Annotated in this window: 26 protein-coding genes, 1 rRNA gene and 2 riboswitches; of the genes, 22 read left to right on the plus strand and 5 right to left on the minus strand. The window is 40.6% G+C overall.

Annotation, left to right across the window (positions count from 1 at the left end; all coding sequences use genetic code 11):
• Positions 1-5: 5 nt before the first annotated feature.
• From rrf to tsaD, 6 genes are all read left to right on the plus strand, one after another.
• A 5S ribosomal RNA gene (gene rrf / locus JOD45_RS13680) occupies positions 6-121 on the plus strand.
• Between the two features lie 233 nt (positions 122-354).
• Positions 355-1344 (plus strand): thiamine-phosphate kinase, encoded by a 990-nt coding sequence (gene thiL, locus JOD45_RS13685; RefSeq protein ID WP_205004467.1) that lies wholly within the window; start codon positions 355-357, stop codon positions 1342-1344.
• Between the two features lie 5 nt (positions 1345-1349).
• The gene (gene tsaE / locus JOD45_RS13690; protein WP_205004468.1) at positions 1350-1817 is read left to right on the plus strand and encodes a tRNA (adenosine(37)-N6)-threonylcarbamoyltransferase complex ATPase subunit type 1 TsaE; all 468 of its coding nucleotides are present in this window, start codon (positions 1350-1352) and stop codon (positions 1815-1817) included.
• Positions 1798-2502 carry a tRNA (adenosine(37)-N6)-threonylcarbamoyltransferase complex dimerization subunit type 1 TsaB gene (gene tsaB / locus JOD45_RS13695; RefSeq protein WP_205004469.1) on the plus strand — a complete coding sequence of 235 codons (705 nt, stop codon included), beginning with the start codon at positions 1798-1800 and terminating at the stop codon, positions 2500-2502. The genes tsaE and tsaB overlap by 20 nt, the downstream gene beginning before the upstream one ends.
• On the plus strand, positions 2499-2951 hold the full coding sequence (gene rimI, locus JOD45_RS13700) for a ribosomal protein S18-alanine N-acetyltransferase (RefSeq protein WP_205004470.1): 453 nt from the start codon (positions 2499-2501) through the stop codon (positions 2949-2951). The genes tsaB and rimI overlap by 4 nt, the downstream gene beginning before the upstream one ends.
• Positions 2948-3973 carry a tRNA (adenosine(37)-N6)-threonylcarbamoyltransferase complex transferase subunit TsaD gene (gene tsaD / locus JOD45_RS13705; protein WP_205004471.1) on the plus strand — a complete coding sequence of 342 codons (1026 nt, stop codon included), beginning with the start codon at positions 2948-2950 and terminating at the stop codon, positions 3971-3973. The genes rimI and tsaD overlap by 4 nt, the downstream gene beginning before the upstream one ends.
• 274 nt (positions 3974-4247) lie before the next feature.
• Here tsaD and JOD45_RS13710 read toward each other — a convergent pair whose 3' ends face one another.
• Positions 4248-6197 (minus strand): ABC-F family ATP-binding cassette domain-containing protein, encoded by a 1950-nt coding sequence (locus tag JOD45_RS13710; RefSeq protein WP_205004472.1) that lies wholly within the window; start codon positions 6195-6197, stop codon positions 4248-4250.
• Between the two features lie 171 nt (positions 6198-6368).
• On the opposite strand from JOD45_RS13710, the gene moaC reads away from it, so the two are divergent.
• The 5 genes from moaC to map all read left to right on the plus strand — a co-directional run bounded on the left by moaC (position 6369) and on the right by map (position 9374).
• Positions 6369-6854 (plus strand): cyclic pyranopterin monophosphate synthase MoaC, encoded by a 486-nt coding sequence (moaC, locus tag JOD45_RS13715; protein ID WP_205004473.1) that lies wholly within the window; start codon positions 6369-6371, stop codon positions 6852-6854.
• 21 nt (positions 6855-6875) lie between these two features.
• Positions 6876-7526: a redox-sensing transcriptional repressor Rex gene (locus JOD45_RS13720; RefSeq protein ID WP_205004474.1), complete on the plus strand. Its 651-nt coding sequence runs from the start codon at positions 6876-6878 to the stop codon at positions 7524-7526.
• Positions 7527-7528: 2 nt separating this feature from the next.
• On the plus strand, positions 7529-7714 hold the full coding sequence (locus JOD45_RS13725) for a twin-arginine translocase TatA/TatE family subunit (protein ID WP_205004475.1): 186 nt from the start codon (positions 7529-7531) through the stop codon (positions 7712-7714).
• Complete coding sequence (gene tatC / locus JOD45_RS13730) at positions 7704-8441, plus strand: twin-arginine translocase subunit TatC (protein WP_205004476.1); 738 nt, start codon at positions 7704-7706, stop codon at positions 8439-8441. The genes JOD45_RS13725 and tatC overlap by 11 nt, the downstream gene beginning before the upstream one ends.
• Before the next feature lie 171 nt (positions 8442-8612).
• Positions 8613-9374, plus strand: a complete 762-nt coding sequence (gene map, locus JOD45_RS13735) for a type I methionyl aminopeptidase (RefSeq protein WP_205004477.1) — start codon at positions 8613-8615, stop codon at positions 9372-9374.
• A 19-nt stretch (positions 9375-9393) separates the two neighbouring features.
• Here map and JOD45_RS13740 read toward each other — a convergent pair whose 3' ends face one another.
• Both JOD45_RS13740 and JOD45_RS13745 read right to left on the minus strand, forming a co-directional pair.
• Positions 9394-9582: a DUF4305 domain-containing protein gene (locus JOD45_RS13740; protein ID WP_205004478.1), complete on the minus strand. Its 189-nt coding sequence runs from the start codon at positions 9580-9582 to the stop codon at positions 9394-9396.
• Positions 9575-10276: a CPBP family intramembrane glutamic endopeptidase gene (locus JOD45_RS13745; RefSeq protein WP_205004479.1), complete on the minus strand. Its 702-nt coding sequence runs from the start codon at positions 10274-10276 to the stop codon at positions 9575-9577. The genes JOD45_RS13740 and JOD45_RS13745 overlap by 8 nt, the downstream gene beginning before the upstream one ends.
• Positions 10277-10614: 338 nt before the next feature.
• Between JOD45_RS13745 and groES the strand changes: the two genes are divergently transcribed.
• Both groES and groL read left to right on the plus strand, forming a co-directional pair.
• Positions 10615-10899, plus strand: coding sequence for a co-chaperone GroES (gene groES / locus JOD45_RS13750; protein WP_205004480.1), 285 nt, complete (start codon positions 10615-10617; stop codon positions 10897-10899).
• A gap of 53 nt (positions 10900-10952) precedes the next feature.
• Positions 10953-12584, plus strand: coding sequence for a chaperonin GroEL (groL, locus tag JOD45_RS13755; protein ID WP_205004481.1), 1632 nt, complete (start codon positions 10953-10955; stop codon positions 12582-12584).
• A 434-nt stretch (positions 12585-13018) separates the two neighbouring features.
• Here the strand turns inward: groL and JOD45_RS13760 are convergent, their stop codons facing one another.
• On the minus strand, positions 13019-13210 hold the full coding sequence (locus JOD45_RS13760; protein WP_205004482.1) for a hypothetical protein: 192 nt from the start codon (positions 13208-13210) through the stop codon (positions 13019-13021).
• A 4-nt stretch (positions 13211-13214) separates the two neighbouring features.
• Between JOD45_RS13760 and JOD45_RS13765 the strand changes: the two genes are divergently transcribed.
• The 4 genes from JOD45_RS13765 to JOD45_RS13780 all read left to right on the plus strand — a co-directional run bounded on the left by JOD45_RS13765 (position 13215) and on the right by JOD45_RS13780 (position 17278).
• A complete protein-coding gene (locus tag JOD45_RS13765; RefSeq protein ID WP_205004483.1) occupies positions 13215-13583 on the plus strand; it encodes a hypothetical protein in 369 nt (122 codons plus the stop codon).
• A gap of 144 nt (positions 13584-13727) precedes the next feature.
• Entirely contained in the window at positions 13728-15266 is a 1539-nt protein-coding gene (gene guaA, locus JOD45_RS13770; RefSeq protein ID WP_205004484.1) for a glutamine-hydrolyzing GMP synthase, read from the plus strand.
• An 80-nt stretch (positions 15267-15346) separates the two neighbouring features.
• A riboswitch (purine riboswitch) is annotated at positions 15347-15448 on the plus strand.
• A 143-nt stretch (positions 15449-15591) separates the two neighbouring features.
• Positions 15592-16887 carry a solute carrier family 23 protein gene (locus JOD45_RS13775; RefSeq protein ID WP_205004507.1) on the plus strand — a complete coding sequence of 432 codons (1296 nt, stop codon included), beginning with the start codon at positions 15592-15594 and terminating at the stop codon, positions 16885-16887.
• A gap of 112 nt (positions 16888-16999) precedes the next feature.
• Entirely contained in the window at positions 17000-17278 is a 279-nt protein-coding gene (locus JOD45_RS13780; RefSeq protein ID WP_205004485.1) for a hypothetical protein, read from the plus strand.
• Between the two features lie 33 nt (positions 17279-17311).
• On the opposite strand, the gene JOD45_RS13785 is transcribed toward JOD45_RS13780, so the two are convergent.
• Positions 17312-17740 (minus strand): Hsp20/alpha crystallin family protein, encoded by a 429-nt coding sequence (locus JOD45_RS13785; protein WP_205004486.1) that lies wholly within the window; start codon positions 17738-17740, stop codon positions 17312-17314.
• 155 nt (positions 17741-17895) lie between these two features.
• Between JOD45_RS13785 and JOD45_RS13790 the strand changes: the two genes are divergently transcribed.
• From JOD45_RS13790 to purB, 5 genes are all read left to right on the plus strand, one after another.
• Positions 17896-18435 carry a DUF2179 domain-containing protein gene (locus JOD45_RS13790; RefSeq protein ID WP_205004487.1) on the plus strand — a complete coding sequence of 180 codons (540 nt, stop codon included), beginning with the start codon at positions 17896-17898 and terminating at the stop codon, positions 18433-18435.
• Positions 18432-18632 (plus strand): NETI motif-containing protein, encoded by a 201-nt coding sequence (locus JOD45_RS13795; protein WP_205004488.1) that lies wholly within the window; start codon positions 18432-18434, stop codon positions 18630-18632. The genes JOD45_RS13790 and JOD45_RS13795 overlap by 4 nt, the downstream gene beginning before the upstream one ends.
• A 108-nt stretch (positions 18633-18740) precedes the next feature.
• Positions 18741-18842, plus strand: a riboswitch (purine riboswitch).
• 153 nt (positions 18843-18995) lie between these two features.
• On the plus strand, positions 18996-19478 hold the full coding sequence (gene purE, locus JOD45_RS13800) for a 5-(carboxyamino)imidazole ribonucleotide mutase (RefSeq protein ID WP_205004489.1): 483 nt from the start codon (positions 18996-18998) through the stop codon (positions 19476-19478).
• On the plus strand, positions 19478-20629 hold the full coding sequence (gene purK / locus JOD45_RS13805; protein ID WP_205004490.1) for a 5-(carboxyamino)imidazole ribonucleotide synthase: 1152 nt from the start codon (positions 19478-19480) through the stop codon (positions 20627-20629). The genes purE and purK overlap by 1 nt, the downstream gene beginning before the upstream one ends.
• The gene (gene purB, locus JOD45_RS13810) at positions 20626-21924 is read left to right on the plus strand and encodes an adenylosuccinate lyase (RefSeq protein WP_205004491.1); all 1299 of its coding nucleotides are present in this window, start codon (positions 20626-20628) and stop codon (positions 21922-21924) included. Before purK ends, purB begins: the two co-directional genes overlap by 4 nt.
• The last annotated feature ends 32 nt before the right edge of the window (positions 21925-21956 follow it).

The following is a 21956-nucleotide window of genomic DNA, read 5'->3' on the forward strand; positions in this document are numbered from 1 at the left end:
ACATGTCTGGCGGCAATGGCGAAGAGGTCACACCCGTTCCCATCCCGAACACGGTCGTTAAGCTCTTCAGCGCCGATGGTAATTGGGGGCTTCCCCCTGTGAGAGTAGGACGCTGCCAGGCAATCGTATCAAGAGATAGTCCTTAAAGAGGTCTATCTCTTTTTCTTTGTGTAAAATGATGAACATACAGACTGTGCGCTGTTGAGTTGATTATTTGGGGCGAAATATGCTATAAAACTGTGATTAATGATAATATTATAAGGAAATCATTAAGATAGAAGCGATTCGTGATATGATAGAATTGTCTGCAGAGGTTTTATATGTATAAATAAAACAAAACTAAGGGTGTAAATTGTGGTAGATGAATTTAGCCTTATTCAATCCATTCAACCGAAAGAAAAGCGGCACAAAGATCTTATGACAGGCATTGGTGATGATGCGGCAGTTTATAGAACAGATCATCATGCTGAACAAATGATTTGCATGGATACGATGACCGAAGGCATTCATTTTACAAGCGCAACAATGAAGGCGTATGATATAGGTTGGAAAGCACTGGCTGCTAATATCAGCGATATTGCAGCAATGGGCGGCTTTCCAGACTATTACTTAGTATCTGTTGCCATGCCTTCAGAATGGTCCTCAGAAATGAAAGAAATGTACAGAGGGATGGAGGACCTTGGCTCAATGTTTCAAATGGACCTTATCGGCGGTGATACGACATCGAGCCGCAGCGGATTAGTCATCACGATTACAGCCGTTGGACATGCGGAACAAGGAAAGGTCTTCTTAAGAAGCGGAGCAAAGCCTGGAGATCTTGTATTTGTTACTGGATATTTAGGTGAAAGCGCCGCGGGTCTTGCCCTTTTACTAAAAGACATTGACATAAATGATCAAAAGGCGAAACACCAATTAATTAAAAGCCACCAAAGGCCGATGCCGCAAGTAGAAGCGGCAAGACTATTGCGAGGTATTCCTTCACGCTTTGCGGTTAACGATATCAGCGATGGTTTAGCGAGTGAAGCGAATGAAATTGCAGAAGCAAGCGGTGTAACAATAAATATTAATTATCAAAGTTTGCCGGTGAGCAAGTCCCTGTCGCAATTGGATGCTCATGATCAACGGCGGTTCATGTTAAGCGGCGGAGAGGATTATCAATTGCTGATCACTGCGCCGGAGGAAAATAGTGAAGTCTTAAGAGACGTTTTTATGAAGCATGGCGTTCTTTTAACGAAAATTGGTGTCGTAACGAGAGGACGTCCTGAGGTTTATCTTATAGATAAAGGCACTAAGACACTTTTAACTAAAAGCGGATATAACCATTTTAAATCTAATAAGGAGTAGTATAGATGTTTCAATGGATTTGTCAAACACCCGATGAAACGATGGCGTTGGCGGAAAAATTAGCGGAGCATTTAACTCCCGGTGACGTTTTGACATTGTCAGGAGATTTAGGGGCTGGCAAAACAACCTTTACCAAAGGCATTGCAAAAGGGCTGGGGATAAAAGACGTTATAAACAGTCCTACTTTCACAATCATTAAAGAGTATCACGGCGGGAAAATGCCGTTGTATCACATGGATGTTTACCGTATTAACAGCGATGAAGATCTTGGTTTTGATGAATATTTGGACGGTGACGGCATAACTGTCGTAGAATGGGCAGATAATATTGCATCGTGGCTTCCAGATCATTTATTAAAAGTTGAAATTGAACATTTAGGAGAAACAAAACGCAAAGTGTCGCTATTTCCGGTTGGTGAACGTTTTGAACAGATATGTAAGGAGTTAATGAACGATGAAAATACTTGCCATTGATTCATCCAATCTAGTGATGGGAGTAGCGGTGAATGATGAGGAGCGCGTATTGGGCGAATTGATCACTAATGTCAAAAAGAATCATTCTATTCGTCTGATGCCTGCTATAGAACAGCTTTTAAAAGATGTTGATCTTAATCCGAATGATTTGGACCGGATAGCTGTAGCAATGGGACCGGGCTCCTATACCGGAGTAAGAATTGGAGTCACAATAGCCAAAACTTTGGCATGGACATTAAATAAAGATTTAGTCGGTATATCGAGTTTAGAAATTTTAGCGCAAAACGGCCGTCATTTTAACGGGTACATTATTCCCTTTTTTGATGCGCGCCGCGGGCAAGTTTATACAGGCATTTACAAATGTGAGAAGGGAATTGTAAAAGTCGTCGAAGAAGATAGATTAACTTTATTGGATAAATGGCTCGAACATCTGGTTCAATATGATCAACCTTTATTATTCTTGGGAAACGATTTGGAAAAACATCGTCAAACCATTAAAGATTATTGCGGTACGCTGGCGGTCTTTCCAGAAACGACAATGAATAATCCGAGACCTTCCGAGCTTGCCAATTTAAGCATTGGGCGGCCGGCTGTTCCTGATGTTCACCAGTTTGTTCCGCAATATTTGCAGCTGGCTGAAGCTGAAGCGAAATGGCTGGACAAACAGAAGAGGTCCTATACATGATTGTTCGTTCAATTTCCTACCGTTTCATGACAATAGAGGATATTGATCAAGTCCTTCAAGTAGAGGAAAGATGCTTCAGCAATCCTTGGAAGAAAGAAGCATTTGAAAATGAACTGTTGAATAACCGTTTTGCTGCCTATCTGATAGCGGAAGATGAGGATAAGATTGTTGGCTATTGCGGTGTTTGGGTCATTATTGATGAGGCGCATATTACAAATATAGCAGTGCTGCCTGATTACAGAAGACAAAAGATTGGTGAGGGATTGTTAAGGAAAACAATACATTATGCCACCCTTCGCAAGGCTAGAAAAATGAGCTTGGAAGTTAGGGTATCTAATAAAGCAGCCCAAAACCTTTATCACAAATTGGGTTTTCGGGACGGCGGTATTAGAAAAAGTTATTATACAGACAATCATGAAGATGCTTTAGTAATGTGGGTGAACTTATGAGTAGATTTGATCAAGAGACAACGGTGCTGGGCATAGAAACAAGTTGTGACGAGACAGCTGCAGCGGTTGTAAAAGATGGAACAAAAATTCTTTCTAATGTTGTAGCCTCGCAAATAAAAAGCCATAAACGGTTTGGTGGCGTCGTACCGGAAGTTGCCTCCAGACACCACGTAGAACAATTTACACTTGTATGTGAGAAGGCTATGGAAGACGCCAAAGTTGATTGGAAAGACCTTGATGCAATTGCCGTTACACAAGGTCCGGGACTTGTAGGAGCGTTATTGATAGGCGTTAATGGCGCCAAGGCTTTATCCTTTGCATACGATTTGCCGCTGGTGCCGGTCCATCATATTACAGGACATATATATGCCAATCGCCTGTCAGGAGATATGAAGTTTCCATTAATAGCTTTAATTGTCTCAGGAGGCCATACTGAACTTATTTATATGAAAGAGCACGGCTCCTATGAAATTATTGGCCAAACGAGAGACGATGCTGCTGGAGAAGCCTTTGACAAGGTCGCCCGAACCATTGGATTGCCTTATCCGGGCGGCCCGGAAATTGATAAATTAGCTAATATCGGAGAACCAACCATAGATTTTCCGCGCGCTTGGCTGGAACCGGATTCTTATGATTTTAGTTTCAGCGGTTTAAAGTCGGCTGTTATTAATACAGTGCATAATGCTGAACAGCGCGGTGAAGAGCTGAATAAAGCCGATATAGCGGCAAGTTTTCGCGAAAGCGTTGTTGATGTTTTAGTCACAAAGACTATTAAAGCAGCTAAAAATTATCACGTTAAGCAAATTCTCGTGGCCGGCGGTGTTGCGGCAAATCAAGGATTGCGTGAACGAATGGCATCGGCATGTGCGAAAGAAGGCATCCCGCTGTCAATTCCGCCTTTGGCGTTATGTACAGATAACGCAGCCATGATAGCGGCGGCCGGAACGATTGGCTATTTAAAAGGCCATCGGGCGGATATGTCTTTAAACGGGAAACCAGGTTTAAATATAGAAGACTTTTAGGGTCAGGCTTTGTTGGTCTGACCTTTTGTTTATCCACAATTTTTCCACACATTTTTGTGGAAAAATTCAATATAATTAATAAAACGGACGGGAATGTGGATAAAATGTGTGTATAATGTTAATAAGTGTGTTGATAATCTCTATTTTTGTGGAAAAGGTGCAAAGTGGCGTGGATAAGCTTGTTGTTAATTAAAAAGTCAGTGAATGATGTCAATTGCGTTTATTCTTTAGAAGGGTTTATTCTGAATAAAAATGATATAAAAAATCAGCCGCTTTATTCAGCGGCTGATTCATAAGCGATTTGCAATTGTTCCCATTCCTCTACTAATTGCTCAAGTTTTTCCTTATAATCGATAATCCTTTGGTTTATCTGATGAGCTTTATCGATGTCATTATAGATGTCCGGATCTAATAAGGATTGTTCCTCAGCTTCTATTTTTTCTTCTATTTGATTGATTTCCTTTTCAAGCTTACTGATTGACCGTTCTAATTGTCTTTCTTTTCTTTTCCGTTCTTTCTCTTTTTCATATTGTTCTTTGCCTTCGTTTGCTGCTTTAACAGGCTCGGTTGGGGATAAGCTCTTTTCAAGAGAAATGATTTCCTCTTGTTCCGCTTTCTTATCCACATAGTAGTCATAGTCTCCAAGATAATTGGTCAGACCTTTTTGCGATAATTCGATCACTCTTGTTGCAATGCGGTTTATAAAATATCTGTCATGAGAGACAAATAGAATGGTGCCTGGATAGTCTATTAAAGCTGATTCCAATACTTCTTTGCTGTCTAAATCAAGATGGTTTGTCGGTTCGTCAAGAATAAGCAGATTGTCCTTTTGCATCATGAGCTTAGCTAATGCAAGCCTTGCCTTCTCGCCGCCGCTTAACTGCGATACAATTTTAAGAACATCATCACCGGAAAAAAGGAAATTGCCAAGAATAGTTCGAATATCTTTTTCAGGAGTTAAAGGAAAGTCATCCCACAGTTCATCTAAGACAGTTTTGTTAGATGTCAGTTGCGCTTGTTCTTGATCGTAGTAGCCGATAGTGACGTTGCTTCCGATGCTGATCTGCCCTGATAAACGGGTGCTGCCGTTAGAAATCGCTTTTAAAAGCGTGGACTTGCCTATGCCGTTTTCACCGACTAGCGCAACACTTTCCCCGCGGGTCATCGAAAAACTAAGGTTCTTCATGACAGGCTGGGAAGGTTCATAACCGACTGTCAAATCATTAATCGAGAGAACGTCGTGACCGCTTTGTTTTTTTATTTGAAATGAAAATTTAGCTGACTTCTCCCCGTCTGCCGGTTTTTCAATGATGTCCATTTTTTCCAGCTGTTTTCGCCGGCTTTGAGCACGTTTGGTTGTCGAGGCGCGAGCGATATTTCTTTGAATAAAATCATTCAGCTTGGCAATTTCTTTTTGCTGCTTTTCATAAGCTTTTAGGCTGCTTTCATATTCAAGTGCTTTTTCTTTAAGGTATTTTGAATAATTGCCGATATACTTTCTCGCTTTCGTTTGAGACAGTTCATATACTTTCGTGACAACTTTATCAAGAAAATATCTATCGTGCGAAACAATAAGAATAGCTCCGGGATAGTGCTGAAGATAATTTTCAAGCCATGTGAGTGTCTCGATATCTAAATGGTTGGTCGGTTCGTCGAGAATAAGCAAATCGGGTTTAGTCAGCAGCAGTTTGCCTAAGGCTAATCGTGTTTTCTGTCCGCCGGATAAATTTGCAACCGGGGTATTTTCGTTATAGCCGCCGAAATTCAAACCATTTAAGACACTGCGAATATCAGCCTGATAAGAGTACCCGCCCTTTTCTTTAAAAATGTTTTGAAGAGAATCGTAGTCTTTTAATAGTTTTTGATAGCTTTGATCGTCTGAAAAAAGATCCGGCTGGGCCATTTTTTCTTCCATCGCCCGCAAGTCTTTTTCCATTTTGACGAGCGGCTTGAATACAGACAGCATTTCCTCATATATGGTGCGGTCAGACTCAAGGCTTGTATGTTGGGCTAAATAACCGACAGTTGTTTCTTTTGCGAAGATGACTTCCCCTTCATCGGGAGTCAGTTCTCCGGCAATGATTTTTAATAAAGTCGATTTTCCCGTCCCGTTTCTTCCGACTAAGGCGACACGCTCTTGTGATTGTACTTCTATACTAATATTAGATAAAATAAGATCAGCAGCATATGATTTACTAATCTTATTTGTTTGCAGTAAAATCATTATTTTCACCTCTAAATTTAAGCACACACTATATAGTTTATCTTATAATGGAAAGGGCAAGCAACTGATTGTTACGTCATTTGACGCCAATTTTCTTTTGAACCTAAAGGGGAAAGAGGCTCTTTATTCATGTACATATTACAGTAAATAAATCTATTAACGGAGGGTAAAATGAATCGTCTCACGCATATGAATGAGCAAGGGCGCGCGAAAATGGTAGACATTTCTGACAAGTCATCTACTGTCCGTACCGCCGAGGCATGCACGAGTATTGAAGTCAATGAAGATATTTATAAAGCGATTGTTAATCAAACGGTAAAAAAAGGAGATGTCCTGTCAGTCGCTCAGGTAGCGGGCATTATGGCAGCAAAAAACACATCGCAAATCATACCGATGTGCCATCCGCTTTCCCTGTCTGGAGTCGATATTCATTTCAAATGGGAGACCTCGCCCTACCGGCTGCATATTACATCGTCTGTAAAAACAAAAGGACCGACGGGAGTTGAAATGGAGGCGTTAACGGCTGCATCAGCGGCTGCTTTAACCGTTTATGACATGTGTAAAGCACTGGATAAAGGCATGGTTATCGGTCCGACTTATTTAAAGAAAAAGACAGGGGGCAAAAGCGGAGATTATTTAAGAGAAGACTTAGAGTGATTCCCAGGAGGTCGTTGATTAATGATAGAGAGAATACCCCAGGCAACGGCAAAACGCCTGCCGTTATATTACCGTACTTTGCAGCATCTATACTCATTAGGCAAGAACCGGATTTCGTCTTCTGAATTCAGTCAATCGGTTCAAATAGACTCTGCTACCATTCGCAGAGATTTGTCTTATTTGGGCGCATTAGGGAAAAAGGGTTACGGTTATGATGTCGGCCATCTTATCAATTTTTTGCGGGGGTTTTTAAACCAGGATGAAGTCACAGAAGTCATTCTGATCGGTGTCGGCAATTTAGGAACGGCATTATTGAATTATAACTTTCATAAAAATAATAATACAAGAATCATAAGAGCTTATGATATTGATGAAGCAAAAATTGGCAAGAAGATAGCGGATACGCCTATTTATCATCTTGATGATTTGCTTAACGGAGATAATAAGCATATTCCAGCCGCGATACTTACCGTACCGGCAAGTGCGGCGCAAATTGTAGCCGATAAGCTTGTCTTAACCGGCATTCGTGGTATACTCAATTTTACTCCAGTAAGATTATCCTTACCAGACCACATTCTTATCCATCACATTGATCTTTCGGTAGAGCTGCAGTCTATGGTATACTTATTGAAAAATTATCCATTGAACCCATTAGACAAGGGAGGTGAATAACAATGGGCTTAGGGCCAGGCAGCATTGTCTTGATTGCTATTGTCGCCTTAATTATCTTTGGTCCGAAAAAGCTCCCTCAATTAGGAAAAGCAGCAGGACAAACTCTCAGGGAGTTTAGAAATGCAACAAATGGTTTAGCAGAGGATGAAGAAGACAAAAAGAAGCAGGATGTTGGCAATGTCAAATAAACGGATGAGTGTCATTGAACACCTCAATGAATTAAGAAGACGGTTAATGATTGTTGTTTTTGGCTTTATTGTCACATTTATTATCGGCTTGTTGGCGGCTAAACCAGTGATTATATATTTGCAACATTCCGAACAGGCTCAGGATATAACCATGAATGCCTTTCGTGTTACTGATCCGTTGAATGTTTATATGGAGTTTGCTTTTATTATCGGAGCAGTTCTTGTTTCGCCTCTTGTCATGTATCAGCTTTGGGCATTTGTAAGCCCCGGATTGTATGAGCATGAACGAAAAGTCACATTATCATATATTCCGATAGCTTTAATTCTATTTCTTTTAGGGCTTGCCTTTTCGTACTATATACTGTTTCCATTTGTCGTTGGGTTCATGGGTCATTTAAGCAAGGAAATGCATATACAGAATGTCATTGGCATCAATGAGTATTTTTCATTTTTGCTGCAATTGACATTGCCGTTCGGTTTTCTTTTTGAAATGCCAATACTTGTGATGTTTTTGACAAGATTAGGAATTATTACGCCGCCGTTTTTAATAAAAATTCGGAAATATGCGTATTTTATATTGCTTGTGATCGCAGGCATTATTACGCCTCCGGAATTAGTTTCTCACTTAATGGTCACTGTCCCGTTGATTATTTTATATGAAATCAGCATAGGCATTTCCAAATTAGCATACAAACAATCGTTAAAAAGGCTGAGCCATGATATGTAAATCGCGGCTTGGCCTTTTTTCATAAATGCATCTTGGTATGGCATTATCTTTTTTGTTTCTTTTTTGTTAAGATAATGGTTGGGTAAAATGAATGGAGAACTGATTTCTTAGTATCGCGAAAATAGGGTAAGCATAATGTATAAAAGTAATAATGATTAAGGCGGGATGATAATGATACAATTAAAGTCAATGAATGAAATAGCGAAAATGAAAGAAGCAGGAGAGCTCTTAGCAAGAACCCACCAAGAAGTTAGAAAGCTGATCAAACCGGGTGTGACAACAAAAGAAATCGATGAATTTGTTGAGGCGTTTCTTGCGGAAAATGGGGCAACTCCTGAACAGAAAGGCTATAACGGCTATCAATTTGCGACATGCGCTTCCATAAATGATGAAATTTGTCATGGTTTCCCAAGAGAAACACCTTTAAAGAATGGAGATCTTGTCACCATTGATATGGTCGTTAATTTGAACGGTGCTCTCGCTGATTCGGCATGGTCATATGCTGTGGGAGAAGTTTCAAAACAGGTGGAGGACTTGCTTGAAGTAACGAAAGCCTCTCTTTACGAAGGCATTAAGCAAGCGGTTATCGGCAACCGGATAGGCGATATCGGTCATGCCATCCAAGCTTATGCAGAGCCAAAAGGCTACAGTGTTGTCAGAGATTTTGTGGGTCATGGCATCGGCCCTACATTGCATGAAGAACCGCAAGTGCCTCATTACGGCAAAAAAGGAAAAGGCCTGCGCTTGAAGGAAGGCATGGTTATAACCATTGAGCCAATGATTAATACAGGCGACTGGCGTTCAAAGCTTGATGATAACGGCTGGACAGCCCGTACAGTCGACGGCTCTTTGTCCGCACAATATGAGCATACTATTGCTATTACGAAAGACGGTCCAATTATTTTAACAACATTAGAAGAGCATCCTCAATAAGATCTGAGGATGCTCTTCTTTATTTCTTTCGCAGGATTCGAAGGAAATAGAACAGTGCTTTTTGGATATCAAATGCAGCTAAGGCTGATAATAAGATGGTTGTTGGATTCCACAGCGTTTCTCTAGCTTCATAAATTGCAAAATAAATAAATGCAGCTCCAAATAAAAGATAGATGAATCCCCACGTTAATCGATTTCCGTCAGCCATGGATAAATCCTCCAATAAATTGTATAAATTGCTCTTTCTCTTTTATATTTTGGACACCTGAAAAGGTAAGCCAAATGACTAATGAATTCATTGCTGCGTGGGCAAACATGGAAACAACAATTCGGCCGCTTTTCTTGTATAAATAGCAAAGAACAAATCCGACAAGGGCATAGACTAGAATATGTTTATCCATATGGGCAAAGGCAAAGAGCAGTGAACTGATAACGCCGGCGATAAGGAAATTGGTTCTTTTATATATTGCACCAAAAATAACTTTCCGAAAGACGATCTCTTCTAATATTGGCCCGATTATACCAATCACTAAGATAACGTATGGCGACATTTTGGCCATTTCCATAATATTTTTGGTGTTTTCTGATTCTGAACTTTCCCCAAAAATGTGCTGTTCAATTAAGCCGCCGGCAATTTGGGCAGCGAAAACAAGAAAAATGCCGCCGAAAGCCCACAGAGCTGTGTCAGCCAGTGGCGCTTGATGCGGTTCATGAATTTTCGACCACTCCGGTTTCAATAAAAACAGGAAAACAATGAGGGCTATCGAAAAAGTTAAGATAGTCCATACACCAGCGCGCTGTGATGGCGGAACAGCATTCAAAATCGGGGTTTTGAGAGGTATGATGACGGACAATTGACAAAGAAGGTATGTAATGAGAATCCACCAATAACGTTTTGGCAATTTAAAGCTCCTCCGTTTTTAAAAATTAAGGATAAAGTCAGAGGCCAAAAGCAAAGCATCTGAAGAGTGCGGTTCAGACTGAACTTTGCTGATCTTAAACCTCCGAATTCTAGAATATCATAGGTCGCTCTTTTATTTCATTTTATTTAATTAACAATTTGCCATGCATTAAATATAGAGTAAAACTTTTTGGCTCTCGCTTTAACTATTTTTAATAAAAAATTTTTTTAAGCACTTGCAAAATAGAAGTAAATTGATTATTATAATAACTGGATTAGCACTCAACGCATGAGAGTGCTAACAATTAAGATCATGTTTAATTAAGGAGGGTATTTCCAGTGTTAAAGCCTTTAGGTGACCGTATTGTTATCGAAACAGTTGAAAAAGAAGAAAAAACTGCAAGCGGTATCGTTCTGCCTGATTCTGCAAAAGAAAAGCCTCAAGAAGGACGCGTAGTTGCAACAGGTACTGGCCGTGTAACTGACAACGGCGAACGTGTCGCTCTTGAAGTTTCTGAAGGCGATCGCGTGATCTTCTCAAAATATGCTGGTACAGAAGTGAAATATGACGGCAAGGAATATCTCATTCTTCGCCAAGATGACATCCTAGCTGTAGTTGAATAATCATTCATTTTAAAATAAAAAATGCTACATATTTTTAAGGAGGGCAAAGACTTATGGCAAAAGAAATTATGTTTAGTGAAGATGCTCGCCGCGCTATGCTTCGTGGTGTAGATGCATTAGCTAACGCAGTAAAAGTTACACTCGGACCAAAAGGCCGCAACGTTGTATTAGAGAAAAAGTTTGGTTCTCCGCTTATCACTAACGACGGTGTTACAATTGCAAAAGAAATTGAACTTGAAGATAAATTCGAAAACATGGGCGCTCAGCTTGTTTCTGAAGTTGCCAGCAAAACAAATGATGTAGCTGGTGACGGTACGACAACAGCTACTGTTCTTGCTCAAGCAATGATTACAGAAGGTCTTAAAAACGTGACTTCCGGCGCTAACCCAATGGTCATCCGCCGCGGTATCGAAAAAGCTACTAAAGCTGCTGTTGAAGAACTTAAAAATATTTCTAAGCCAATCGAAAGCAAAGAATCCATCGCTCAGGTTGCTGCAATTTCTGCTGCTGACGAAGAAGTAGGTCAGCTTATCGCTGAAGCTATGGAACGCGTTGGCAACGACGGTGTTATCACTGTTGAAGAATCTAAAGGCTTCTCAACTGAATTGGAAGTTGTTGAAGGTATGCAATTTGACCGCGGTTATGCATCACCTTACATGGTAACTGATTCAGATAAAATGGAAGCTGTTCTTGAAAATCCGTATATCTTAATTACTGATAAGAAGATCACTAATATCCAGGAAGTTCTTCCTGTTCTTGAACAAGTGGTTCAACAAGGCAAATCTATCCTTATCATCGCTGAAGATGTTGAAGGTGAAGCGCTTGCTACACTTGTTGTGAACAAACTTCGCGGAACTTTCAACGCTGTAGCTGTTAAAGCACCTGGATTTGGCGATCGCCGTAAAGCTATGCTTGAAGACATTGCTACACTTACAGGCGGTGAAGTCATCACTGAAGATCTTGGTTTAGATCTTAAATCTGCAAGCATTGCTCAACTTGGTACAGCTGCTAAAGTTGTTGTAACAAAAGAAAATACAACAATCGTTGACGGTGCAGGCGAATCCGACAAAATCGCTGCTCGCGTAAGCCAAATTAGAGCACAACTTGAAGAAACAACTTCTGAATTTGATAAAGAAAAATTACAAGAGCGTTTGGCTAAACTTGCTGGCGGCGTAGCTGTTATCAAAGTCGGCGCAGCTACTGAAACTGAATTGAAAGAACGCAAACTTCGCATTGAAGATGCGCTCAACTCAACACGTGCTGCTGTTGAAGAAGGCATTGTGTCCGGCGGCGGTACAGCGCTTGTTAATGTTATTAAAGCTGTTAAAGGCGTCAGCGCAAGCGGCGACGAGCAAACTGGCGTTAACATCGTTCTTCGCGCACTTGAAGAACCAATCCGTCAAATCGCTAAAAACGCAGGTCTTGAAGGATCTGTTATCGTTGAAAAACTTAAAAACGAAGAAATCGGCGTAGGTTTCGACGCTGCTAAAGGCGAATGGGTAAACATGATCGATGCTGGTATTGTTGACCCAACTAAAGTAACTCGCTCCGCTCTTCAAAACGCTGCATCTGTTTCAGCTATGTTCTTAACAACTGAAGCTGTTGTAGCTGATAAGCCTGAAGAAAATGCAGGCGGCAACGCCCCAGACATGAGCGGCATGGGCGGAATGGGCGGCATGATGTAATAAGGGAATAAAAATCTTTTTACATCAAGGTTTATAGCCCATAGGTGCGCTTTAGGCGCCCGAATATAGAATGAGAGGTTTCTCATGAGTTATCCAAACTTTTGAGAAACCTCTTTTTTCATTTGTGATATAAAGCAGACTGATGTTTGTCCGTCGGTACGGCCAAGACGATCTATGAATTTGTATAACTCTATACCTGTCTTCGAGGTAAAGATGTATAAGCATGCGTAATGAAAGATGTTTGGCAAACGCTTCAATGTTAGACTTATTTTTTTGAAAAGATTTTTATTCAATCATAACAATAAAAGATATCCATTATGACGGATTAGAAAAATCATGTTTGCTTGAAGGTGTTTTTTGCCTTAACGTCAAAGTTGTATATTCGGGTTATGCCATTAAAACATTTCATCATGCTTTAAGGGGGTTGCCATGCATCAAATTAAGTCGAGAATACCTTTATTGCTGCTGTATTTCTTAGGTTTATTTTTGCTTTTGGAATGGTTAAGCTCGCTCGATGTAATCACGCGCACCGGCCATTTTAATTGGCTTTGTTTGTTTGCTGTTTTTTCCTTCTTAATTTCTTGTCTAGGGCTTTCGCTTTGGATAAGCTTGCCATTAAATTTCATAGCTATGCTGTTTGTGCTCCATAAAATATTTTTTTATCATACCACATATTTTCAAAAGTTATGGGCAATCTATTTTGTTAGTGACCTTGAAAAAAATATCAGCTTTATTATTCATGGCAATTGGGTTGGTTTAACCGAATTGTTTAAGGTTTTTGTGCTTTTAATTTTATTATGGATTTTTGGGTTATTTTTTCCTTATTTATTGACTTCCAAACGCATGGCGGTTTTTCTCGGCTTTACAATTGTTTATTTGTCATTGCTGGACATTTTCACATCGTATGATGAGGGAGAGCCCATGTTTTGGTCAATATTTATAGGTTTATTATTCATTGGCGTGCTGCGGGTTTATCATACAAGAAAACGTATTGGATAGCTAAGTGAATTATGGGAAAAATGAATAAAAGGAAACTTATCTTGAAGTAGTGCTTTTACATTGATAGAATAAATCCATAAATGTGGAAGTTCAAAATGGCTTGGCAACAGCCAAGTTTTTTTATAAAAGTGACGGGGTGAAGTTATGGAGCAACATCAAGATAATATTATAGTCCTTGATTTTGGCAGTCAGTATAACCAACTGCTTGCAAGAAGAATTCGCGATTTGGGTGTTTTCAGCGAATTATTGCCGCATACGCTGACAGCTGAAGAATTAGCAGCCAAGAAACCGAAAGGCATCATTTTCTCCGGCGGCCCTAACAGCGTCTATGGAGAGAACTCGCCAAAGTGCGATCCTAAGATTTTTGAAATGGATGTTCCGATACTGGGCATTTGTTACGGTATGCAGTTAATGAGCGCCCACTTCGGCGCTAAAGTCTCCCGTGCCAATCATCGTGAGTATGGACAAGCCAGTGTTCAAGTAAACGCGTCAAGCGCATTGTATAAAGGGCTGCCAGAGGAGCAATCTGTATGGATGAGCCATGGAGACCTTGTTGAAGCGCCGCCTGAAGGCTTTACAGTCGATGCCAAAAGCGCGTCTTGCCCTGTGGCGGCTATGAGTGATGAGAGCCGTCAGCTTTACGGCGTTCAATATCATCCAGAGGTTCGCAACAGTGAATATGGAAATGATCTGCTCAAGCATTTTGTTTTTGATATTTGCGGGGCTCGCGCGACTTGGACAATGGAGCATTTTATTGATGAAAAAGTAGAAGAAATTCGTAAGAACGTCGGTGACCGAAAAGTTCTTTGTGCATTAAGCGGCGGTGTGGATTCATCCGTTGCTGCGGCTCTTGTGCATAAAGCGATCGGCGATCAGCTTTACTGTGTATTTGTTGATCACGGTCTGTTAAGAAAAGGCGAAGCGGATGAGGTCGTTAAGACATTCCGCGATCAGTTCAATATGAATTTCATTAAAGTAGACGCTAAAGACCGCTTTTTAAATAAACTTGAAGGTGTCAGCGATCCTGAGAAAAAGCGGAAGATCATTGGCAATGAGTTTATTTATGTTTTTGAAGAAGAAGCTAACAAACTTAAAGACATTTCATACCTTGTTCAAGGAACCCTTTATACAGATATTATTGAAAGCGGGACAGAAACAGCGCAAACGATCAAATCCCATCATAATGTCGGCGGATTGCCGGAGCGTATGATGTTTGATCTGATTGAACCGCTGAACACGCTCTTTAAAGATGAAGTGCGCCGCTTAGGCACTGAACTCGGCTTGCCTGATGCTATCGTGTGGCGTCAGCCTTTCCCTGGTCCTGGGCTTGGCATCAGAGTTTTAGGAAATATTACTGAAGAAAAACTGGAAATTGTTCGTGAATCCGACGCCATCCTTCGCGAAGAAATCAAAAAAGCCGGTTTGGACAAAGATATTTGGCAATATTTCACTGTTCTTCCTGATATAAAGAGCGTCGGTGTTATGGGCGATGCACGGACTTATGATTACTGCCTAGCCATACGAGCGGTGACTTCAGTCGACGGCATGACGTCCGATTGGGCTCGGATTCCATGGGATGTATTAGGAAAAATTTCAACCCGCATCGTTAATGAAGTTGATCACGTTAACCGAGTTGTTTATGATGTAACTTCTAAGCCGCCGGCAACGATCGAGTGGGAATAAATAACGAACGATATAAAAAATGAAAATTCAAATGTTCGGTTTTTGATTGACCCTCATTAACCTGCTTGCTATAATGGTCAAGGAAACTTGATAGATTCTTTCGTATAATCTTGGGAATAAGGCCCGGGAGTTTCTACAAAGCCACCGTAAATGGCTTTACTACGAAGGACAGCAGGTCGTGTATGAGGTTGTCCTTCTGTAGATTTTGATGAAACTCCAGGTTATCAGCCTGGAGTTTTATTTTTTGGGGAAACATAGATATGATAACATTAGGTTTCCAACTTCTAACATTTTAAGTGGAGGGTCAACCTTGAATCATAACTGGATTGCTCGTTATTTTGGTTTTTCTCAGTTTAATACATCTTTTAAGCAGGAAACAGTGGCCGGCTTAACCACTTTTTTGTCGATGGCTTATATTTTATTTGTTAATCCGACTATTTTATCTGATGCCGGCATGGATAAGGGAGCTGTATTTACAGCGACAGCCATTACCGCTGCCTTTGGCACATTGGTGATGGGGATCTTAGCGAAATATCCGATTGCTATTGCGCCGGGTATGGGAACGAATGCTTTCTTTACTTATACTGTCGTCATTAGCATGGGAATTCCTTGGCAAACGGCTTTAGCCGGAGTCCTTGTTGCGGGTATTATCTTTTTGCTCATCACAGTTTTTAGGCTGAGAGAAATGATTATTAATGCCATTCCTGAGGAATTGAAGCGTGCCGCTGCGGCAGGGATTGGGATTTACATTGCTTTCATCGGTTTAAAAGGCGCCGGAATTATTGTTGGAAATAAGGATACTCTCGTTTCTTTGGGAGATTTATCGAAACCAGGAACTTTGCTGTCGATTTTCGGTCTATTAGTGACAATTATTTTAGTGATTCGTAATGTTAAAGGCGGCATATTTTACGGCTTGGTCATTACAGCTATTGTTGGCATGATTTTCAAAGTTGTGCCGCTGCCGCATCGAATTGTTTCATCAGTTCCCAGCGTTGCGCCGACCTTTGGTGCTGCATTAAATCATGTCACTGATATTAAAACGATGAATTTAATCGTTGTTGTCATTACATTTTTATTTGTTGTGTTTTTTGACACAGCCGGTACAATCATTGCGATTGCCAGCCAGGCCGGATTTATTAAAAATAATAAACTGCCGAGAATCGGCCGCGCTTTATTTGCGGATTCTTCGTCAGCTGTTGTTGGCGCTTTATTCGGAACGTCACCGACATCTGCTTATATTGAATCGTCAGCAGGCGTCGCTGCCGGCGGGCGTACTGGCTTTACTTCAGTTGTTGTCGGTATATTGTTCTTATTTGGGATGTTCTTCTCGCCATTGCTTACTGTGGTGACTTCACAAATTACAGCACCAGCGCTGATCATTGTCGGGGTATTAATGGCAGGATCCCTGAAAGATATTGATTGGTCTAATCTGGAGATAGCCATACCTGCATTTCTTACGGTTGTCGGCATGCCGTTAAGCTACAGCATTGCTACAGGCATTGCTTTAGGTTTTATTATCTATCCAATTTCAATGGCTGTAAAAGGACGGATAAAAGAAGTTCACCCAATTGTTTATGTGTTGTTTATCATATTCGTTTTGTATTTTATTTTCTTAAGCTAATATGAACAGTAAAAACTCGCTAAGGTACTGCACCCCGGCGGGTTTTTTTCATAAAATAACAGTCTGGCGTCCATACTTTAAATAAATAGAAAAATATAAGGACGTGTTTTGTATGGTTGCCCTGATTATCGCGATTATTTTTTGGCTGGCCGGCATGCTGATTATTTTTGGCGGAGAGTATTTTATTTTTAAAATAAAGCATGCGCAGCGCGACTTAAGCAAAAGCAAAGAATCACTGGAGTTTAATGATAATTCTGCGAGCATTGTTAGGGGAATAGAAGCTAAGGCTCTTGATTATATTCCTTGGTATCTGATTAGAATTGCCGCCTCAATTATAGGCTTAATTATCATCGCCATAGGTTTTGTAGCCTTAGGCTTTGTATTTCGCTAATGAAATTACCCCCGGATCTGGCTGTATTATCCGTTAGTTATTTTCATCTTCAATAACAACAACTTCGCTTACCTCCTGATCTTGAATACGCTTAAGTATGAGGGTCAGAAGGCCTTTTTTATAAACGGCATCTATTGGCTTTTGATATACAGGATGAGGCAGTTCAATCGTTCTTTCAAAATGCCCATTTGAAAATTCCTCATGAATCGTTTGATAGCCGTTAACGGGATAAGATACACGCCCTTTTAATGTGATTGTTTGATGGTTGATAAAGATTCTGACGTCTTCTTGGTTAACGAGCCCGGGCAAGGCAATAAGGCAATAAATCGTACTTGATGATTCGTAAATGTTAATCAGCGGCCACTCTCTCATAAAGATATCTTGAAAATCATGCCAAAAATCCCTGCCAAGAAAATCAGAGACAGATTTTTTCCACTCAGTAAATTTTTGTTTTTGATCCATGATGTTCACACCCTTCACCGTTTATTTTATGGGCAGATCCCTAAAAGGTGTTTTGTTTGCCAATAAAAAATTTGGGTATTTTTTCTTTATTGTTATAAAGATTTTTATGTTATGATGGCCTTGATATTGATATGAAATAAAAAGGAGGATGCCTGATGTTAAGTAATGTCCTCGGTATGGTCGTGATTATCTTTGTCATTAATATATTTTATGTCACATTAAACACGGTCAGAATGATTTTAACTTTTAAAGGTTATCGTTACTTGGCAGCGTTTGTAAGCATTTTCGAAATATGTATTTATGTACTGGGACTAGGTCTCGTGCTCAATCATTTAAACCACATCCAAAATTTGATTGCTTATGCATTGGGCTTTGCATCAGGTGTCATGGTTGGTATAAAGATCGAAGAAAAACTGGCGCTTGGCTATATTACTGTAAATGTAATTACAAGCAGGCTGGAAATGGATTTGCCGGAATTGCTCCGAAACCGCGGTTATGGAGTAACGCATTGGACGGCCCATGGCAGAAAAGGGCAGCGTCTTATGATGGAAATATTAACGCCAAGACGCAACGAATTTGATCTAATGGATACTATTAAATCTTTAGACCCTAATGCTTTTATTGTCTCGCATGAACCGAAGAATTTTTATGGCGGTTTTTGGGTCAAGTCTATTAGAAAGGGAACGAAGTCTTGAAAAAGCCGAAAAAGAAGAAGTTTGTTGTAGGTATAAATGATTCTATTCACGAGTGTCTTCAATCGATGGAAAAAGAAGGATATATACCGGTTCGGCGCATTGAAAAGCCTGTTTTTAAGGAAGGAAAAAACGGTCCGGAGATTGCCGGAAGATCCATTGTTTTTGAAGGGCGCTTAAACGAAAAAACCGAACAATAATTTATGAATAAAATAAAATGTTCGATAATAGAGTTGACATTTGCCGAAAAACCTTGTTATGATGATAGTGTTCTTAAGGAAATCATAAATACTCAAAGGGCAGATACTTAACCCTTTTGACAATACCCTCATATAATCTTGGGAATATGGCCCAAAAGTCTCTACCCGGTAACCGTAAATTACTGGACTATGAGGGAAAGTTAGAGCGTTCGGCATACAACTCGGAGAAAATTCTGAGATCATGTCCAGAAGGTTCCGCTTTCTCTTATGTTTTGCGGTCCTTCTGGACTTTTATCTTTTATTAAGAAAATTCATAGACTTTCGACGATGATTTTTCAAACATAAAATGAGGTGGTGTCACTCATGGAGCCATTAGTACGCGTCATTATGGGAAGCAAGTCGGATTGGGAGACAATGAAGCATGCTTGCGAAATCTTGGAACAATTAGACATTCCATATGAGAAGAGAATCGTTTCTGCGCATAGGACACCTGATGAGATGTTCCGTTATGCAGAACAAGCCAGGGAAAGAGGAATCAAAGTTATTATCGCCGGCGCTGGAGGCGCTGCCCATTTGCCGGGAATGACAGCGGCAAAAACAACGTTGCCAGTGATAGGCGTCCCTGTTCAATCAAAGGCTTTGAATGGACTTGATTCGCTTCTTTCCATCGTACAAATGCCTGCGGGGATTCCTGTGGCGACAGTAGCGATTGGTCAGGCTGGAGCGGCAAATGCCGGTTTGCTTGCAGCTCAGATTTTATCGGCTAATGATGAGGCTGTTGCCCAACGTTTGGAAAATTACAGACTTTCTTTAGAAAATAAAGTAAAGGAAAGTGATTTGCCTTGATGATAAATCGTATTTTACCTGGAGAAACAATCGGGATTCTTGGCGGCGGTCAGCTTGGAAGAATGATGGCGATTGCGGCAAAAGAAATGGGCTTCCGTACAGCTGTGCTCGATCCAGCCGATAATAATCCATGTGCACAAGTTTCCGATGAAGCCATTGTCGCACCATACAATGATCTCGCAGCTGCGAAAAAGCTGGCTGAGACAAGCGACGTTATTACTTATGAGTTTGAAAATATTGATCTTGAAACAGTGAATATCCTAGAGAAAAATGCCTACTTGCCGCAAGGGCACAGGCTGTTGGATTTAACAAAAGACCGCATTAATGAAAAAGACATGCTGACGCGTTCAGGATTGAAAGTAGCGCCATATCAAGCGGTCAATACTACTGAAGATTTAGAAGAAGCAATCAATCAAATCGGGCTTCCGGGAGTGTTAAAAACTTGCCAGGGAGGTTATGATGGAAAAGGCCAATATGTTATAAAAGATAGTGGTGACCTTGAGCAAGTAAAGGATGTTGTCGACGGTAGAACAAGATTCATTTATGAGAAATGGCTTGATTTCGATAAAGAAATGTCTGTTATCGTAACGAGAAGCACAACAGGAGAAATCGCAGTGTTCCCGGTTGCTGAAAATATTCATGTCAATAATATTCTTCACCATACCATCGTGCCGGCCCGCATATCTGAACAAGTCGAAAAAGAGGCGACCGACATGGCCATCACGCTCGCTCAGAAAATGTCTTTGGTCGGAACGCTGGCTGTTGAAATGTTTTTAACAAAGGATCAACAGATTTATGCTAATGAATGTGCACCGAGACCGCACAATTCAGGACATTTTACTATTAATGCTTGTGAAACATCGCAATTTCAGCAGCATGTTAGAGCCGTATGCGGATGGCCGTTAGGGAAAACAACACTGTTGAAACCAGTTGTTATGGTTAATATTCTCGGACAGCATCTTGAACCTGTTCTAAAACGAATCGATCAACTTTCCGATATGCATCTGCACCTTTATGGGAAAGAAGAAGCGAAAACGAATCGAAAAATGGGTCATCTCACTATTTTAGGTGAAAATATAGAAGAAGCACTGCAAAAAGCAGCAGAACTAGGCATTTGGCCAAATTTGACACAGTCGGAGGCAACAGTATGATTGAACGTTATACAAGACCTGAAATGGGAGATATTTGGACAGAAGAAAATAAATTTAAAGCTTGGCTTGAAGTTGAAATTTTGGCATGTGAAGCTTGGTCGGAGCTGGGCATCATTCCTAAAGAAGATGTGAAAAAATTAAGAGACAACGCGGCTTTTTCGATTGAACGCATTCACGAAATTGAACAAGAAACAAGACATGATGTCGTCGCCTTTACAAGAGCGGTCTCTGAATCTCTCGGCGAAGAAAAAAAATGGGTTCACTACGGGCTGACTTCAACTGATGTTGTTGATACAGCGCAATCCTATCTATTAAAGCAAGCCAATGAGATCCTTTTAAAAGACATTGAAAACTTTATTGAAGTGATTAAAGCCAAAGCAAAAGAACATAAATATACCATCATGATGGGCAGAACGCACGGCGTTCATGCTGAACCAACGACATTCGGATTGAAGATGGCGCTATGGTATGAAGAAATGAAACGAAATCTTGAACGTTTCAAACAAGCTGCTGAAGGCATTCGCTTCGGCAAACTCTCCGGTGCGGTCGGTACTTATGCCAACATTGATCCTTTTGTCGAAAAATATGTTTGTGAAAAATTAGGTTTAAAACCGGCGCCAATTTCAACACAAACTTTGCAGCGCGATCGTCACGCCCATTATTTATCTGCGCTTGCATTAACGGCTACATCCATTGAAAAGTTTGCCGTCGAGATTCGCGGATTGCAAAAATCGGAGACGCGTGAAGTTGAAGAATTCTTTGCAAAAGGACAAAAGGGTTCATCAGCGATGCCTCATAAACGCAACCCAATCGGTTCAGAAAATATGACAGGATTGGCTAGAGTCATCAGGGGATATATGATGACTGCCTATGAGAATGTACCGCTGTGGCACGAACGTGATATCTCTCACTCTTCTGCAGAGCGCATCATTCTACCAGACGCTACGATTGCTTTAAATTATATGCTTAACCGCTTCGCTAACATTGTTAAAAACTTAACTGTTTTCCCGGAGAATATGAAGCGAAATATGTATAAAACGTTCGGCTTAATTTTCTCTCAGCGTCTGCTCTTGACACTTGTTGATAAAGGGCTCAGCCGTGAAGAAGCTTATGACATGGTACAGCCGAGGGCGATGGAAGCGTGGGAAACTGAAACATCATTTAAGAGCATTGTCGAGAAAGATGAACGGATCACAAATGTGTTGACACAACAGGAAATTGACGACTGCTTTGATGAAACTTACCATTTGAAAAATGTTGACGTGATTTTCGATCGCTTAGGTTTAAATGACTAATAATTAGTGTTCAAAAGGAGGGGAACGTGACC

Source organism: Scopulibacillus daqui (assembly GCF_016908855.1).
In the GTDB taxonomy this organism is placed as follows: Bacteria; Bacillota; Bacilli; order Bacillales; family Sporolactobacillaceae; genus Scopulibacillus_A; species Scopulibacillus_A daqui.